The 16,021-nt window shown below is 66.9% G+C and carries 13 protein-coding genes and 5 tRNA genes; 2 read left to right on the top strand and 16 right to left on the bottom strand.

Annotated features, from left to right (window positions below):
- Nucleotides 1-7: 7 nt before the first annotated feature.
- The 13 genes from BQ7355_RS05950 to BQ7355_RS05890 form a co-directional block, all read right to left on the bottom strand.
- Nucleotides 8-84 (bottom strand) — tRNA-Glu (locus tag BQ7355_RS05950).
- Between the two features lie 22 nt (nucleotides 85-106).
- A tRNA-Gln gene (locus BQ7355_RS05945) sits at nucleotides 107-180 on the bottom strand.
- Nucleotides 181-361: 181 nt separating this feature from the next.
- Entirely contained in the window at nucleotides 362-976 is a 615-nt protein-coding gene (locus tag BQ7355_RS05940; protein WP_072415359.1) for an ABC transporter ATP-binding protein, read from the bottom strand.
- On the bottom strand, nucleotides 967-1,854 hold the full coding sequence (locus BQ7355_RS05935) for an ATP-binding cassette domain-containing protein (protein ID WP_072415358.1): 888 nt from the start codon (nucleotides 1,852-1,854) through the stop codon (nucleotides 967-969). Before BQ7355_RS05935 ends, BQ7355_RS05940 begins: the two co-directional genes overlap by 10 nt.
- Entirely contained in the window at nucleotides 1,851-2,723 is an 873-nt protein-coding gene (locus BQ7355_RS05930) for an ABC transporter permease (RefSeq protein ID WP_240307334.1), read from the bottom strand. The genes BQ7355_RS05935 and BQ7355_RS05930 overlap by 4 nt, the downstream gene beginning before the upstream one ends.
- On the bottom strand, nucleotides 2,710-3,699 hold the full coding sequence (locus BQ7355_RS05925; RefSeq protein WP_072415357.1) for an ABC transporter permease: 990 nt from the start codon (nucleotides 3,697-3,699) through the stop codon (nucleotides 2,710-2,712). The genes BQ7355_RS05930 and BQ7355_RS05925 overlap by 14 nt, the downstream gene beginning before the upstream one ends.
- A gap of 84 nt (nucleotides 3,700-3,783) precedes the next feature.
- The gene (locus BQ7355_RS05920; protein ID WP_072415356.1) at nucleotides 3,784-5,451 is read right to left on the bottom strand and encodes an ABC transporter substrate-binding protein; all 1,668 of its coding nucleotides are present in this window, start codon (nucleotides 5,449-5,451) and stop codon (nucleotides 3,784-3,786) included.
- A gap of 118 nt (nucleotides 5,452-5,569) precedes the next feature.
- Entirely contained in the window at nucleotides 5,570-7,003 is a 1,434-nt protein-coding gene (locus BQ7355_RS05915; RefSeq protein ID WP_143761768.1) for a CCA tRNA nucleotidyltransferase, read from the bottom strand.
- A 183-nt stretch (nucleotides 7,004-7,186) separates the two neighbouring features.
- Nucleotides 7,187-8,116, bottom strand: a complete 930-nt coding sequence (locus BQ7355_RS05910) for a 1-phosphofructokinase family hexose kinase (RefSeq protein ID WP_072415354.1) — start codon at nucleotides 8,114-8,116, stop codon at nucleotides 7,187-7,189.
- Nucleotides 8,117-8,185: 69 nt separating this feature from the next.
- Entirely contained in the window at nucleotides 8,186-9,118 is a 933-nt protein-coding gene (locus tag BQ7355_RS05905) for a 1-phosphofructokinase family hexose kinase (protein ID WP_072415353.1), read from the bottom strand.
- Nucleotides 9,119-9,210: 92 nt separating this feature from the next.
- Complete coding sequence (ptsP, locus tag BQ7355_RS05900) at nucleotides 9,211-10,914, bottom strand: phosphoenolpyruvate--protein phosphotransferase (protein ID WP_072415352.1); 1,704 nt, start codon at nucleotides 10,912-10,914, stop codon at nucleotides 9,211-9,213.
- 116 nt (nucleotides 10,915-11,030) lie between these two features.
- Nucleotides 11,031-11,294 (bottom strand): HPr family phosphocarrier protein, encoded by a 264-nt coding sequence (locus BQ7355_RS05895; RefSeq protein ID WP_072415351.1) that lies wholly within the window; start codon nucleotides 11,292-11,294, stop codon nucleotides 11,031-11,033.
- A gap of 240 nt (nucleotides 11,295-11,534) precedes the next feature.
- Nucleotides 11,535-13,586 carry a fructose-specific PTS transporter subunit EIIC gene (locus tag BQ7355_RS05890; RefSeq protein WP_072415350.1) on the bottom strand — a complete coding sequence of 684 codons (2,052 nt, stop codon included), beginning with the start codon at nucleotides 13,584-13,586 and terminating at the stop codon, nucleotides 11,535-11,537.
- A gap of 235 nt (nucleotides 13,587-13,821) precedes the next feature.
- On the opposite strand from BQ7355_RS05890, the gene BQ7355_RS05885 reads away from it, so the two are divergent.
- Both BQ7355_RS05885 and BQ7355_RS05880 read left to right on the top strand, forming a co-directional pair.
- On the top strand, nucleotides 13,822-14,679 hold the full coding sequence (locus BQ7355_RS05885; protein ID WP_072415349.1) for a MurR/RpiR family transcriptional regulator: 858 nt from the start codon (nucleotides 13,822-13,824) through the stop codon (nucleotides 14,677-14,679).
- 44 nt (nucleotides 14,680-14,723) lie between these two features.
- Nucleotides 14,724-14,800 (top strand) — tRNA-Arg (locus BQ7355_RS05880).
- Nucleotides 14,801-14,972: 172 nt separating this feature from the next.
- Here the strand turns inward: BQ7355_RS05880 and BQ7355_RS05875 are convergent.
- The 3 genes from BQ7355_RS05875 to BQ7355_RS05865 form a co-directional block, all read right to left on the bottom strand.
- Nucleotides 14,973-15,046 (bottom strand) — tRNA-Cys (locus BQ7355_RS05875).
- Nucleotides 15,047-15,091: 45 nt separating this feature from the next.
- Nucleotides 15,092-15,167 (bottom strand) — tRNA-Gly (locus BQ7355_RS05870).
- A gap of 102 nt (nucleotides 15,168-15,269) precedes the next feature.
- A complete protein-coding gene (locus BQ7355_RS05865; protein WP_072415348.1) occupies nucleotides 15,270-15,998 on the bottom strand; it encodes an anti-sigma factor antagonist in 729 nt (242 codons plus the stop codon).
- Nucleotides 15,999-16,021: the final 23 nt, after the last annotated feature.

Here is a 16,021-nt window from a genome sequence, read left to right as displayed (position 1 = left end):
AGACTCGTGGTAGCCCGTACCAGATTCGAACTGGTGATCTCCGCCTTGAGAGGGCGGCGTCCTGAACCGCTAGACGAACGGGCCGTGAGCTCAGGAGAACAGCAACTGGCTGGGATGGAGGGAGTCGAACCCCCATTGACGGAACCAGAATCCGCTGTCCTGCCATTAGACGACATCCCATCGGGTTGTTGTCTGCGCTCCCTTGCGCGAGAAAATATATTAGGTGAGGACCCCAGATAGCGCAAGCATCAATTCTAACTTTTCCCAACTTTGTGCATTTACTATGGACTGCACAGGTCAGAGGCTTATATCGAGATACATAGAGCAGCATCGAGACCCGCATATGCGGGCGACTCCGACCCTACAGGGCCACCATGCGGGTGGCCACGTGCCCGACAAGCGCCGCGCTATGGGACACCAAAACGATGCCGAAGCCGCGCTCCCCCTGAAGCTCGAGCAGCGCTCCCCACAGCTCGGCCTGCGTCACCGCATCGAGCATGGCGGAAACCTCATCGGCGATGAGGTACGCCGGACGAGCGATGAGAGCGCGCGCGACGGACAGGCGGGAAAGCTGCCCACCCGAGAGCTCGCAGGGGCGGCGGACGAGCCAGTCCGCACGGATGCCCAAGGCATCGAGCACGCGGCGAGATTGTGGGGTATCGAGGTCGCCGGCCTCCCTCAGGGATGCCCCGAGCGCAAGACGCGGGTCGAACGCCTGCTCCGGATGCTGCCACACGAGCTGCACCGGCAGCGGACCTGCGGTGCGGCGGATCGACACCGGCTCGCCGTCCGCCTCCACATGGCCCGCACAGGGCTCAAGGTGCCCCGCAAGGACGCGGCAGAGCGTGGTCTTCCCCGCCCCCGACGGGCCGACCAGAGCCACCCGCTCGCCAGGACGGACCTCAAGCGACACGCCGTCCAGCACGGTGACCGCAGCATCGTAGGAGAAGCGGATGTCCGCAGCCGTCAGCGCCATGCGCCCTCCCCCTCTCTCGACCTCGACGGCCGCACCATGCCGTGTTCGGGCAACGCGTGCCAGAGCGCCCGGCTGAACGGATGCCTCAAAGACGCAGGGTCTTCGAACGCAGCGACGGGAACCTCCTCGACCACCCGGCCGTCGTAAAAGACCGCGATGCGATCGGCCGTCCGCAGGGCCAGCTCTATATCATGCGTGATCATGAGAACGCCTTTGCCCGTGTCCGCGAAGGCGCGCAGGTCGAGGGCCGCGCGCTCGACGAGGTCCATGTCGAGGCCGGGCGTGGGCTCGTCGCAGACGAGCAGCTCCGGCTCCTCGACAAGGGCGCACATCAACAGCACGCGACGCGCCATCCCGCCCGAGAGCTCGTGCGGATAGAGGTCCTCGACGGCGCGATCGAAACCGTAGGCGGCAAACAGCGCGCGCTGCCGCGCGGCGCGGCGGGCGCGATCGCAGGAGCGCTCGGACCTCGTGAGGCCACGGGGGACGCCGCGCACCTGAGCGCCCACCCGCATGAGCGGATCGAGGCAGGACACGCTCTGGGGGACGAGCGAAATCCCCTTACCGCGCAGCGCCGCGAGCGCCGAGGCATCGAGGGGGCGCCCCTCGAAGCGGACGGTCCCGTGAACCTCCTCATCCCGCCCGAAGAGCCCCAACAGGGCATCCGCGAGCACGCTCTTGCCCGCTCCGCTGGCGCCCACGACAGCCAGCAGCTCGCCGCGCGAGACGCTCAGCGACAGGTCGCGGAGCACCCAGCCGTCTGCGTCCGCCGCATCGCCAGCGCGGCGCGCGGCATCGCCCCGGTACGCGGCATACAGGCCCTCGACGCAAAGCAGGGGCCCCATCGATGCGGGAAGGTTGTCGTCGGCACCTCTCATCTTCTCACCTCCGCAGGCAGCACGAGGGCACGCAGCGACGCCGCCGCGCGTTCGAACGCGAGCACGGCGGCGAGCAGGGCGAGCCCGGGAAACACCGCAAGCCACCAGGACCCCGAGGAAAGATAACCCATGGCCTCAGAAAGGATGACGCCGATGGCAGGCTGCTCGGGAGACAAGCCGAACCCGAGAAACGTGATGGAAGCCTCATGGAGGACGGCATGCGGAAGCAGCAGCACGAGCCCCACGAGGTACTGGGGCAAGATGGCCGGAAGCCCATGCCGCAGCGCAAGAGACAGCCTTGAGACGCCGAGGGCGCGCGAACACGCCATATACGGCCGGGATCGCAGCTCGACGAGCTCGGCGCGCAGCACGCGCGAAAGCGCGGGCCAGTGCGTGAGCGCGAGGCCGACGAGCACGCCCGCCGCGCCGCGGCCCAGCGCATACGAGATAAGGATAAGCAGGATGATATGGGGGATTCCGAGAACCAGGTCGGTAAGCCACGCCACAGCGGCATCGGCCCAACTGCCCCCGAGCGCCGCGACGAGCGCGAGCAGCAGGGCCACGACCGACGTGGCGGCAGCGGCGACAAGCGCCACGGCAAGCGACACCGCCAGCCCGCTCACGGTGCGGGCAAGCATGTCGCGCCCCATCCAATCAGTACCGAACGGATGCTCCCAGCAGGGAGCCAGATATGCGGCGGCGAAATCCGTCGAGATGGCGGAGTCGTAGAGGACGGCCCCGGACACCATGACGACGGCGATCGCGGCGCAGAAGGCGAGCAGGCGCGCGCGGGGCGCGCAGAAACGTCGGGTATCAGCGGGGAGGACGTGCAGGGACCCCTCGGCCGCCGGGAGATCAGCGCGCGGCACGGACGTCGGCCCCCTTCGCGCGAGGATCGACCGCGCCGTGCAGGATATCGGCGAGGGCGTTGCCCGCGAACACGAGAGCGGTCGTGAGCAATGCGATGCCGACGAGCAGGGGCGCATCCCCGCCTAACCCTGCGGCGACCGCAGCCTGGCCAAGACCGGGATACGAGAACACCTGCTCGACGAGGACCGAGGCGCCTACGACCTCCCCCACGGAGGCGAATTGCAGCATGAGGGCCGGGGCGGCGACGTTGCGCAACCCGTGGCACAGCACGATGCGCCGCTCGCTCTCCCCACGGGCACGGGCGAAGCGCGCATAGGGGCTCTCCAGAACCTCGATCGCCTTGTCGCGCGTATGGAGGGCCACCGGGGCGATGCCCGTGAGGGAGAGGATGAGCGCCGGCAGCGCAAGGTGGTGCAGGCGGAGTGCCCACGAGACGTCCTCGGGCCCGACGCCGACGGGCGCGGCGAACCCGATCGGGAACCATCCGAGCTCGACCGAGAAGACCATGAGCGCGAGGAGGGCGAGCCAGAAGGCGGGTGTCGCCGAGAGCACGTAGCACAGGGCGCAGACGGCGCGGTCGGCTATCGAGGCGCGGCGCACGGCGGCCACGGCCCCTAAAGTGAATCCGAGCGCGCCCGAGAGCATCCAGGAGGCGACCAGCAGCAGCGCGGACGCAGCGAGGCGCTCTCCCAGGACCTGGGCGACGGGGGCGTTGAATCGCAGGCTCGTGCCCAGGTCGCCGCGCAACGCGCCCGCAAGCCAGGACCCGTAGCGGGCAAGGAGAGGCTCATCGGTTCCCCACAGCTCATGGAGCGCGGCCCTGCGAGCCGAGCCCATCGTAAGGTAGGCGACTTGCCCCACGTTCACCTGGACCGGGTCGACCGGCGAGACGGCGACCAGGGTGAAGGTGACGAAGCTCACCGCGAGCAGCAGCAACGCCAGCCGAACGGCACCGCTCAGGACGTTTCGCGCCATCTCTTCTCCCCTTCTTTCTCGTGTGCGCCTCCCGCGGGACGAAGCGCCCTGCATTCCACAAGCGGAAGCGGACGCCGAGCATCCCTAGGCCCAACTCCAGCGATCCACGTTGTTCACGACCGACCATCCGTGCCCATGCGGATGCGGCTTCTGCTCGGCGACGTCGAGCCCTTCGCGCTTCCAGTACAGGTGATCGACGTTGGCGAGCCAGCACCAGGTCGCCGCGCCCTGCGGCGCCACGCCCTCGGTTCCGTCCCACATCGCGCGCTTCCACAGGTCATAGGAATCCGTGAGTTCCGGCTGGGCCAGCGCCGCATCGAGCCAGGCGTCGACGGCGTCGCTCTCGTAGCATGCGTAATTGCCCCAACCCTTGGAATGATGCAGCTCGTAGACCTCGATGGGGGCATTCGAGCCCCAGCCCCACAGGACCGGGCTGGCATACTGGTGCAGGTAGATCTCGTCCCAGCTCGCCCCGCGCGGGCACACCTCGATACCCAGCTCGGACATCTGGTCGGCGAACGCGTGCGCGATGGCCTGGCGCGCCGAATCGCCCGCCGTGTACCACAGGTCGATGGATGCGCGCAGGCCGTCCCGTGCGCGCACGCCGTCGGAGCCGAGCAGCCACCCCGCCTCCTCCAGCATGCGGCGGGCGGCTCCCGCGTCGCACTCGACGCGCATGTCGTCGCTCGACCAGGGCATACCGTCCCCGACGCTGTACGCGACCGTCCCGTAACCGTTCAGCACCTCATCGATCAACGCGGCCCGATCGACGCCGGTGACCATCGCGCGCCGCACCGCGACATCGCTCGTCACGGCATTGCCGGCGTCATACGCCACGTCCCCGTCGACGACCTTCGTGCCGCCCGCCGGGCCCGTCGGCAACGAGATGCCGCGCGAATCGACCGTGTCGTACGCCACGAGCTCGTAGCCCGCGACATCTTCCGAGGCGCGGACCGGGCTCGTGTAGGCGAGGTCGACCTCGCCCGCGCGGACGGCGGCCAGCGCCGCGTCCTCCTCCATGAACACCACGACGACGCGCTCCATGGCGGGGGCGGCGCCGTAGTAACCGGGATTCGCGGTCAACACCACCTGCTGTCCACGGTCCCAGCGCTCAAGCAGATATCGGCCGGAGCCGATCGGCGCGGAGCCGTAGCCGTCGCCGTACGCGTGCGCGGGCACGATCCCCAAGACGGCCAACGTGTAGAGCAGCGCGTTGTGCGGGCGCGAGAGCCGCAGCTCGACGGTACGGTCGTCCAGTGCGACCGCGGCGTCCACCATGGAGAGGTCGGCCTGGGACGTATCGCCGTGGGCGACGCGATCGACCGTGAAGGCCACGTCCTCCGCCGTGCAGGGCTCGCCGTCGGAGAACACGGCGTCGTCGCGTATCGTGAACGTCCACACGAGGCCGTCGTCGCTGCAGAGGAATTCGGTGGCCAGGTCGCAGGTGACGTTCATGGCGTCATCGGTTACCACGAGCGTGGACTGGATGAGCGGCTCGTGCACGTGCTCGCCGCAGCCCCACGAGACGAGCGGATCGAAACCGGCCGCAGGCTCGCTCTCCGGGCTCATCGCGATGGTCACCGTGCGGTTCGGATCGACGCCGTCGGATGCGGAGTCCGCGCCCGCATCAGGGAAGACGGCGCATCCGCCGAGACCGACCAGCGCGGCGGCGCCGACGAGGGCGCGACGCGTCAGGCAGGCGGGGGCAGGCGACGTCGGGGCTGACGCGGCGTATCGATTGATCGGTTGCATAGACGGTTCCCCTCGCGCGTGCCTTCCGGCGCTCGAAACACGGACGCCTTACCTTACGCCTCGCGGCCGCTCGGACCAACCGAGAACACCTGCTGCGCAGGCATGCAGCAGAAGTGCTTCACAGGTCGAGCCAAGACAGCAGCGCCGCGGTCTCGTTGGGCACCACGCCGGAGATCGCCGCGTCGAGCGCGGCGGAGAGCATCTGTCCGATCCGGGGTCCGGGCGCAACGCCTGCCGCGATCAGGTCGCGGCCCGTGAGCGCGAGCGTGGCGGCGCTGTACGGCTCTCCGTTCGCGATAAGCTCGCGGACCATCTCGCGCATGCGCTCGATCTCCTCCACGTAGTAGAAGCACGAGGGTGCCTTGCCGAGGGTGTCGGCGCGCTTGAGGTCGAAGAGCTCCCCCATGAGGCGCGCGGTGTCGCGCCCCGCGCCCGCCATTCTGCCCATCATGCGCAGCAGGTCCTGCCGCTCGGCGCGCAGCGGCGTGTCGTGATAGCGGATGAGCAGGCAGGCGTCCCGAGCGACCTCGCCCGGGACGGCAAGGCGGCCCAAGATATCCCGTGCGATGCGCTCCCCCGACTCCGGATGCCCGTAGAAATGGCCGCGCCCCGACTCGTCCTGCGTGAAGCAAGAGGGCTTGCCCACGTCATGCAGGAGGGCGGCCCACATGAGCGACGGCGAAGGCGGTGCGAGCGGATCCCCCCCGTCGATGCGGAAACGCGACAGCTCGCCAGCCACGGTGAGCACGCGCACCGTATGCTCGTAGACATCGTAGGCATGGTAGACGCTGTGCTGATCGAACCCGCGCATGCGCGCGAGCTCCGGCACGGCGGCGCACATCAACTCGGGATAACGGCTGAGCGCGTCCCCGCCATGCCGCGTGACCAGGATGCCGCCGAGCTCGACGCCCACGCGCTCGCGAGCGACGGCATCGAGCAGCGGGGAGCACGCGGCGAGGGCCCGGGCCGTGGCCTCCTCGATAGAGAAATCAAGCCTGCAAGCGAAGCGAACGGCCCTCAGCATCCGCAGCGCATCCTCCTCGAACCGCGTGGCCGCGTCGCCCACGGCACGGATGAGGCCGCGGGCCAGGTCGGCGGCGCCCCCGTAGATATCGAGCAGTCCGCGTGCGGGGTGCCATGCCATCGCGTTGACGGTGAAGTCGCGCCGGGCGAGGTCCTCCTCCACCCGGGATGCGAGCTTGACCTCGTCGGGGTGGCGCCCGTCGGTGTAGAAGCCGTCGTAGCGGTACGACGTCACCTCGAAGCGCTCGCCGCGCAGCACGGCGGTGATGCCGCCGAACTTGATGCCGGACTCGATGACCGCGATGCCCGCCGCCTCAAGAGCGGCGGCGCTGCTCCGCCACGAGCCGGAACAGCAGATATCGATATCGTGGCCCGCGTTGCCGAGCAGGGCGTCCCGCACCCAGCCGCCGACGATCCACGCCTCGAGGCCGGCCTCCTCGAGGGCGGACAGGACCTCGAGGGCGGCAGGCGCCGGCTCGATCCCGTTCAACGCGCACCCCTCGTAGCGCTGCATACGTTTCCTATCCATCTCGAACTCCCCTATGCGTATGATTGCGCTCAAGTATACCTTCGCAGCGCCGGGCCGTGGCCCGGCTGCTTCGGCTCGCGGGGTACGGAGCCGATGCGGAGTCGAGGAGACAGTATAAAGCCTCCCGTTCCCAATCGGGGACGGGAGGCGAAACGGCCACGAGAGCGCAGCAGCAGCGCGAATCTACAGCTCACGCACCTCGACTTGCGCACGGTACTCCTCGACTCGCGAGAAATCTCCCTGACCCGCGCATTCGACGACGTTGGCACCCGTCGCCATGGCGAGGCGCAGGGCGGCGTCGACGTTGCCGCGGTCGCCGTGCCACGCGGACAGGAAGGCGGCAAGCGTCGAGTCGCCGGCGCACACCGTGGAAAGCACCTTCACGGGCGCCGTGCAGCGCGCGTACCAGACATGCTCGCCGTTGCTGAAATACGCGCCCTTGCCGCCCAGCGTCAACAAGACGTTCTGGGCGCCGCGCCCGTGCAGATCGGCCATGGCGGCGAGAACGGACGAGTCGTCGGCCAAATCGACCTCGATGCCGAATATGTCTCGCAGCTCGTCGTCGTTCGGCTTGATGAGAAGCGGCTCGCGCTCGATCAGCTCGGTGAGCTGCGGGCTCGAGATATCCAGCACGAACTCGGCGCCGCGGGCGCGAACGCGATCGATGATACGGGCCAGGAAGTCCTCGGACGTGCACGGAGGCAGCGAGCCCGATATGACGAGACAATCGAGGTCCTCGAGCGAGTCGACGAGCTCGCACATGGCCTGCTCGTCGGCGGGGCACACGGCGGCACCGGCGTTGACCATGTTGTACTCGGTATCCGGTCCGGCGTTGAGAAAGACGTTCACGCGCGTGATGCCCTCGGTCCAGACAGGATGGACGTCGACGCCCTTCGCCCGAGCGCCCTCGACGATGAATCGACCGGAGAATCCCGCGAAGAAACCCAGGATCGCCGTATCGACACCGAAATGATTGAGGGCGAACGAGACGTTCAAGCCCTTTCCGTTCGGGCTGTACACCGCATCGCGCGTGCGCGTGACCGTGTTGGCGGAAAGCCCGTCGCAGGAGATGTTGTAATCGATTGCGGGGTTAGCGGTGAGGGTGTAGATCATAGCGGCTCCAGACGGTACGAGAACGGGCCCGCGCACGGCGGGCGTGCACGGGGCCCGCGAGGGTTTCGCTTACAGACGGTCGAGCTTGCGGACGGTAATGCGCTTGCTGTACTCGTCCACACGCGCGAAATCGCCCAAGCCGACGCTCTCTGCGACGTTGGCGCCGGTCGCGAGCGCGAGCTTCATGGCCTCCTCGACGTTATCGCGGTCCTTGTACCACTTGAGCAGGAAGGCTGCGAGCGTGCAGTCGCCGGCGCAGACGGAGCTGACGAGCTTGATGTTGAACTGGCGCTTCGCGTACCAGATGTCCTCGCCGTTGGAGAAGTAGGCCGAACCGCGGCTGCCCATGGTGAGCAGGACGTTCTGGACGCCGACCTCGTGCGCCATGGCGAGTGCGCGGCGAGCGTCGTCGTCCGTATCGATCTTCACGCCGAAGATCGCGCGCATCTCGTGGTGATTCGGCTTGATGAGCAGCGGCTTTTTATGCGCGAGCGTCTTGAGGTCGGAGCTGGAGAGGTCCAGGACGACGTCGGAGCCGCGGCTCTGGGCATGGTCCATGACGTTGGCGAGGAAATCCTTGGACGCGCGCGGAGGCACGGAACCGGACACGACCAGGCAGTCGAGATCACCGGACGTGTCGAGGATGCGGTAGAGCTCCTGCTCGTACTGGGGCGTAAGCGGGGCGCCGGGGTTGAGGATGCCGTACTCGTGCTCGCCGTCGTTCAGGTACGTGTTGATGCGGGTGATGCCGTCAGTCCAGACCGGGCGGCACAGGCAACCCATGTTCATGGTCTCGTCGACGATGAACTTACCGGTGAAACCGGCGAAGAAGCCCAGGGCGACGGAGTCGACGCCGAACTTCTTGAGGGCGAAGGAGACGTCGAGGCCCTTGCCGTTGGGAGTGTAGTCGGCGGACCCGGAGCGGATGTTCTCGTCGGGGACGAGGCCGCCGCAAGCGACCGTCATATCCACGGCAGGGTTCGCGGTGAGGGTGTAGAACATAGGAACCACCTGTTCGTACGAGGGCCGCCCGCCAGCGCGAATGCGCTGCCGAGCGGCCCGAGAGAGTCGATGCTATGCCGTCGAGGCAGCCATTAGCGGGCGTTCGCCTCGAGCAGCTCCTTGACCTCAGCGGCGGTGGAGCAGGCGAGCGCCTTCTCGGCGAGCTCGTCGCACTCGGCCTTGGTCCACTGGGAGATGGTCTTGCGGGCGCGCAGGATGCTCGGCGCGGACATGGAGAACTCCTCCAGGCCGAAGGAGATCAGCAGCGGCTCGAGCAGCGGGTCGGCAGCGGCCTCGCCGCACATACCGACCATGATGCCGGCGCGGACGCCGCTCTCGATGATGTTCTTGATCGAGCGGAGCACGGACGGATAGTAGACCTGGTACAGGTTGGAGATGTGATCGTTGCCGCGGTCGGCGCACATCGTGTAGCCGATGAGGTCGTTGGTGCCGATGGAGAAGAAGTCGGCCTCCTCGGCGAGCTTGTCGGCGATGAGGGAGGCGGCGGGCGTCTCCATCATGACGCCGACCTCGATGTTCTCATCGTACTTCAGGCCCTCGGCCTCAAGCTCGGCCTTGCACTCCTCGACGAGCGCCTTGACGGCACGGACCTCCTCGACGCAGGTGACGAGCGGGACCATGATCTTCACGTCGCCGAACGCGCCGGCGCGCAGCAGGGCGCGCAGCTGGACCTTGTACTGATCGGCGTTCTCGAGGCAGTAGCGCACGGCGCGGAAGCCCATGAACGGGTTCTCCTCCTTCTCCATGTCGAGATAGGGGATCTCCTTGTCGCCGCCCACGTCGAGGGTGCGGATGATGACGGGTGCGCCCTTGAGGGCCGTGGCGACCTTGCGGTAGGCCTGGAACTGCTCCTCCTCGCTGGGAAGCTCAGTGGCGTCCATGAACAGGAACTCCGAGCGGAACAGGCCGATGGCCTCGGCATCATGCTCGAGCGCGTTGGTCACGTCGTTCGGGCTGCCGATGTTGCAGGCGACGATCTTCTTGATGCCGTCGGCGGTGACGGACTCCTTGCCGCGGAACGCCTCGAGGGCCGCCTTCTCGGCGGCGAACGCCTCGGCGGCGGCGGCGTACTCGGCGAGGGTCGCCTCGTCGGGCTCGGCAAGAACGACGCCCTTGGAGCCGTCGACCACGGCAGTCATGCCGTTGCGCAGCGCGGAGCAGCTGTTGGCCACGGACAGGACCGCAGGGATCTCCAGCGCACGGGCGATGATGGCGGAATGAGAGGTGCGGCCGCCGGTCTCGGTGACGATGCCCGCCACGTTGGCCTTATCGATGGTGGCCGTCATCGACGGGGTGAGGTCGTGCACGACGACGATGGTGTTCTCGGGGAGAACGGACAGGTCGACGACCTGGACGCCGAGGAGCTCGGCGAGGATCCCGGTGCGGATGTCGGCGATATCGGCCGCACGCAGACGGAACATCTCGTCATCCATGGACAGGAACATGTTCTCGAACATGGTCGAGGTGTCCTGCAGAGCCTGCTCGGCGCAGGTGCCGCCGGCGATCGCGCCCATGATGGCGTCGGTCATGCCCGGATCCTGAGCGAGCACGACGTGTCCGGCCATGATCTCGGCCTCGGCCTCACCCACGGCGGTCTTCATATGCTCGGCCTGGGCCTCGGTCTTGGCGCAGAAGACGTCGAGCGCCGCCTGGTAGCGGGCCTTCTCAGCTTCGACGTCCTCGACGGCATGCGGCTCGAAGGACAGGTCCGGGTCGACGGCGACCATGACGGTACCGATGCCGATACCCTCCGAGGCGTTGACTCCCTGATACATTTCCATTCCTCTCTCCGTGCACCCTCCGTGCGGGTGACTGACATGAACGCAGGCGCCCTGCCCCTGAGCGCGGACGCCTGCTAACGCTCACGCGTGAACGTATCCCCCCTGTTGAGCTACTCGCCCAAGCCGCTCTTGATGAGCTCGACCGCGCAGGCGAGTGCCTCGGCCTCGTCGGCGCCGTCGCACTTGACCTCGACTTCGGTGCCGCACGGGATGCCGGCGGCCATGAGGGCCATCGGGCTCTTGCCGTTGACCTCCTTGTCGGCGGTGACGATGGTCACGTCGCAGGCGTACTTGCCCATGGAGGACGCGAACAGACCGGCCGGACGCATGTGCAGGCCCTGCGGGTTGACGAGGGTGACCTTCTCAGAAACCATGGATGTCTCCTTTTTAGACCAGCGCTGCGCACTCGATGGACGCGGCGCACGATAACAACCGCTAGTGTACCGCATCCCTCGGGGAATACAGCTCGAGAACACCGGAGCAAGGGGAATTAACGCGCTCCCACCACCTTCCGCAACCGTCGGCGCCCGTCTGGAAAACGGGCCGGCGCGCACGGTGCGGGCCGGCCCGACGGGGGTGGCGGTTACAGGGGGCGCGCCCCGGGGAACATCATGCTAGCCGAGCCGCGCGTTGATGGCTCCCGCGATCTCCTGCGCGTCGTCGGCAGACTTGACCGTCGAGCGGAACTCGTCGTCCATGAGCGCCTCGGCGACCTTGGACAGGAGCTTGAGATGGGTGGTCCCGGCCTGGGACTCGGGTATCAACAGGGCGATGGCCACGTTGACGGGGGCGCCGTCCATGGACTCCCAGCCCTCGATCCCGCCGTCGTCCTTCACGACGACGACGGCGGCGCGCTTGACCGTGGCGGCCTTGGCGTGCGGGATGGCGAAGCCGTCCATCATGCCGGTCGAGCCCTCGTCCTCGCGCTTGAGGAAGGCGGCCATGAGCTCGTCGGCGTCGTCGGCGATGCCGAGCTTGACCGCTTCGTTGCTCACGAAGGAGAGCGCGTCGTCGCGGCCGGCCAGATCAAGGCCGAGGAAGACGTTGTCGGCAGAGACGAAGTCCTGGACCTCGGCGGGCTCGGAGGCGGGGTCCGCCGACGGAGCGGGGGCATCGGCGGGCTCGGGGGAGGCATCGGGCCGCTCGGCCGCGGCGGGCATGGCCGGGGAGGCCTCGAAAGCCCGCTGGCCGCGAGCCCACTCATGCTTCTTGAAGACGGTGAACAGGATGCCGCCCACGACGGTGCCGGCGAGGATGGCGAGCACCCACTGGATGCCGCCGTCGACGACGGGCAGGACCAGGAAGCCGCCGTGGGGAGCGGGGACGTGGACACCGAGCAGCAGGGTGAGCACGGATGCGAGCGCGGAGGACAGCATCATGATCGGCATGACGGGCCAGATGTTCTTGGTCATGAACGGGATGGCACCCTCGGTGATGTGCGTGCAGCCGAGGATGATGTTGACGATGCCGGCGTCATGGTCTTCCTGGGAGAAATACTTCTTGCCGACGATGACGGCGAAGCTCGTGACCAGCGGCGGAACGATGCAGGCTGCGGAGACGGCGGCCATGAACGCGGTGCCGTCGGCGTACTCGGGAGTGCCCACGCCCGCCTCGAGGCCGGCGCCGAGCAGCATGGTGCCGGTGACGTAGGCAGCCTTGTTGACCGGGCCGCCCATGTCGACCGCGCACATGCAGCCGATGGCGATGCCCAGCGGAATGGCACCGGCATGCTGCAGGCTGCGCAGGAAGTCCATCATGGCGTTGTTGATCGTGACCATGGGACCGGAGATGCCGAGCATCACGAGGCCGACGATGAGCGTGGAGAACAGCGGATAGAGGAAGATCGCCTTGAGGCCGTTGAGGTTGGCGGGGAGCTTGGAGAAGACCTTCTCCAGCAGCAGGATGACGTAACCGGACAGGAAGCCGCCGACGATGCCGCCGAGGAAGCCGAAGCCCACGCCGGCGCCGCCCGCATCGATCATGCCGGTCGCGGCGTTGACGGGCAGGCCCTGGATGGCGATCATGCCGGCCACGAAGCCGGGTACGAGCGCGGGGCGCTTGCCGATGGACTCGGCGATATAGGCGGACAGGACGGGAACCATGAGGTTCATCGCGATGCCGCCGATGATCTTGAGCATGGCGGCGAAAGAGTTGTAGTCGGCCGCCGTCGAATCGAACGAGGTGATGCCCCACAGGAACGACAGCGCCGTGAGGACGCCGCCGGCGACGACGAACACCAGCATGTGGGAGACGCCGTTCATGAGGTGCTTGTAGAGCTGATGGCCGAAGGACTCCTTCTCCTCGGGCGCATCCTCGGCAGCCTGGGCTGCGACGGCGCTGGGATCCGCCTTGGCCGCCAGGGCGCGATCGATGAGCGCGCCGGCAGCCTCGACGGACAGCGCTTTGGACACGCCGACCGAGACCATGGGCTTGCCGGCGAAGCGCTCGGCGCTCACGTCCTTGTCGGCGGCGACCACCACGGCGCGCGCCGCGGCGATCTCGCCTGCGCTCAACCCGTTCTCGACGCCGACCTGACCATGGGTCTCGACCTTGATGGTGAGCCCGCGCTCCGCGGCGGCTTTCTCAAGCGCTTCCTTCGCCATGAAGGTATGCGCTATCCCGGTCGGGCATCCGGTCGCAGCAATGATGTCGAACTGCTGTGCCATGCGTCCCCCTTCCCTATCGAATCGCGGCGCCCCATGCGCCGCATTCGTTCCATGATGAAAATCTAGCATGCCTTCTTGGTGTTAGTTTCTTTCACAACTTAAGTTCCATATGAAAGGTAGTTTCTTTCCGGTAAGCGGTAGATGGAACCAATCAGTCTTTTTGCAGGTAAATAAGGTACACATCTGAGGTATGGTGAAAGAGACCCGTCATAGCAATGTCTTCCAAAGGAGCATCATGGGCAAATCGCAACCCAGCGCGCTCGGACTCATCAGCAGCAAGCGCGATTTCTTCGAAACAGAGCAGAGGATCGTCGAGTTCATCCTCTCCAACCAGGCCGACGCCGCGGGCATGACCTTGGCGCAACTCGCCCGCAGCAGCTCGACGTCCGAGGCGACGGTGTCGCGGTTCTGCAAGCGACTCGGCTTCGGCAGCTACCGGAGCTTCCAGTTCTCCCTCGCCCGCGATGTCGCGCTGGCGCACGACGACGGCGTGACGCGCGAGGTATCGCTCGACGATATCGAGCAGTCGCTCCGCAACATCCAGAATGCAAAGATCAGCGAGATCGAATCGACCATCCGCGCCATCGATCCCGCGGCGCTCCGGTCGTGCGTCGACGCGATACGCTCGGCGGGCTGCATCCAGCTCGCCGCCGTAGGCAACACCCATGCGGTCGCGCTCGACGCGAGCATCAAGTTCGGCCAGCTCGGGCTGAGAAGCGCCACCTTCGAGGTGTCGGAGGCGGCGAAGGCCTATGCGCTCACGCTGCGCCCCGGCGATGTGTTCATCGCGATATCCAACTCAGGGAAGTCCCGCCGCCTGCTCGACACCATGTCCGCCGCCCGAAGCGCCGGGGCGACCTGCGTCGTCATCACCGGCTATCCGTCCTCACCGCTCGGGAGCGCCGCCGACCTCGTCCTTCAGACCGTGAACCACGAGGCCCTGCTCACCACCGGCGACTTCACGTTCTCCAAGATATCAGCGATCCTCGTGATCGAAGTGCTCTACAACTTCCTGCTTCCCGAAATCGATGACGCGCGCGAACGCATCAGCACCTATGAGGAGCTCATCGGAGAGGACAAGGACGTCGAATGATGCACGTGGACCGCATCGACCTTTTGCTATAATCGGCTGGACGCGCGCCATTAGCTCAGTTGGATAGAGCAGGAGACTTCTAATCTCAAGGTCGAGGGTTCGAATCCCCCATGGCGCACCATCGGTCATGCGCTCCAGCCACTCCCCCGTGGCTGGAGCTTTTTCTTTTCCTAGACGGTTCCTTGTGCGCAAAAGCGAGCCTACGCTTATGGCGCGCTCGGAGGGATGCGCCCGCTCAGCACACGAGGCGCAAAACGAAACAGGACGCCCGGAAGGGCGCCCTGAACGGTTCCTGGAGGCGAAGCCCGGATTCGAACCGGGGGTAAAGGCTTTGCAGGCCTCTGCCTTACCACTTGGCCACTTCGCCATCTATATGAAAAGAGCCGATGTGAAACCGGCTCCTTGCATGCGATGGAGCGGACAACGGGGCTCGAACCCGCGACCCCAACCTTGGCAAGGTTGTGCTCTACCAACTGAGCCATGTCCGCTTGCGAGGAATTACTATATGGGAAGTCCGAATCCGATGCAAGCGTTATTTTAAAAAAGTTTGCCCATCTTCCGCGCTGCCGCACGCAACGGCCTGACGCGCCCTACACGAGCATCTTGATAAGGCGGACCAGCGTGCCCGGGGACTCGACACGGCGACGCACCTCGACGCTGTCCACGAGCATGCGCATCAGACGGATGCCGCGACCGCGCTCCCGCGTCGCCGTCGGCTCATCGCCCTCGGCGAGTTCGAAGCCGCATCCGCTGTCCCGCACCTCGACGACGATGCGGTCGGCGTACGCGGTCACCGTCAGCCTGCAGCCGCAGGCATCGTCGGCATGGTCGTATGCGTTCGAGAGAGCCTCGCCCACCGCGAGCGCCATATCGAAGCGATCGCTCTCCCCCATCCGCACGTCCGCGAGCATGTCGGCGACGCGATGGCGGTAATAGCCGAGGTGCTCGATCCCAGGCTGGACCGAGAGGCTCGTGCTCCAGAGCGGCATGGCGCCCGGCGCGAGAACGGGCACGGGCGGGCGCTCCGCGGCGGTGACATGAAGAACCTCGGCCAGGCACGCGATCTGTATGAAGCGGGTCACATTAGGAGACGTGTTGACCAGGGAGAGCAACCCCCCGGTTCGCGCCAAGCGGCGCGCGCACGACAGCAGGAAGGCGATCCCGGAGGAGTCGATGAAGCCGACCGCCTGACAGTTGACGAGCACGCGGCTCGCCCCGCCGTCGATGAGGCCGTCGACCTGCGCCCGCAGACCATCGAGCATGGAGATGTCGATGTCTCCGGCGGGCGCGATAACCGCTATGTCGCTCCATTCGTTCATATCAGCATGGTTCCCGCTCGAAG

The sequence above is a fragment of the Collinsella phocaeensis genome, assembly GCF_900119895.1.
Classification (GTDB): Bacteria; Actinomycetota; Coriobacteriia; order Coriobacteriales; family Coriobacteriaceae; genus Collinsella; species Collinsella phocaeensis.
Note: the sequence above shows the minus strand (reverse complement) of the source record. Positions and strands in the feature narration are given on the sequence as shown.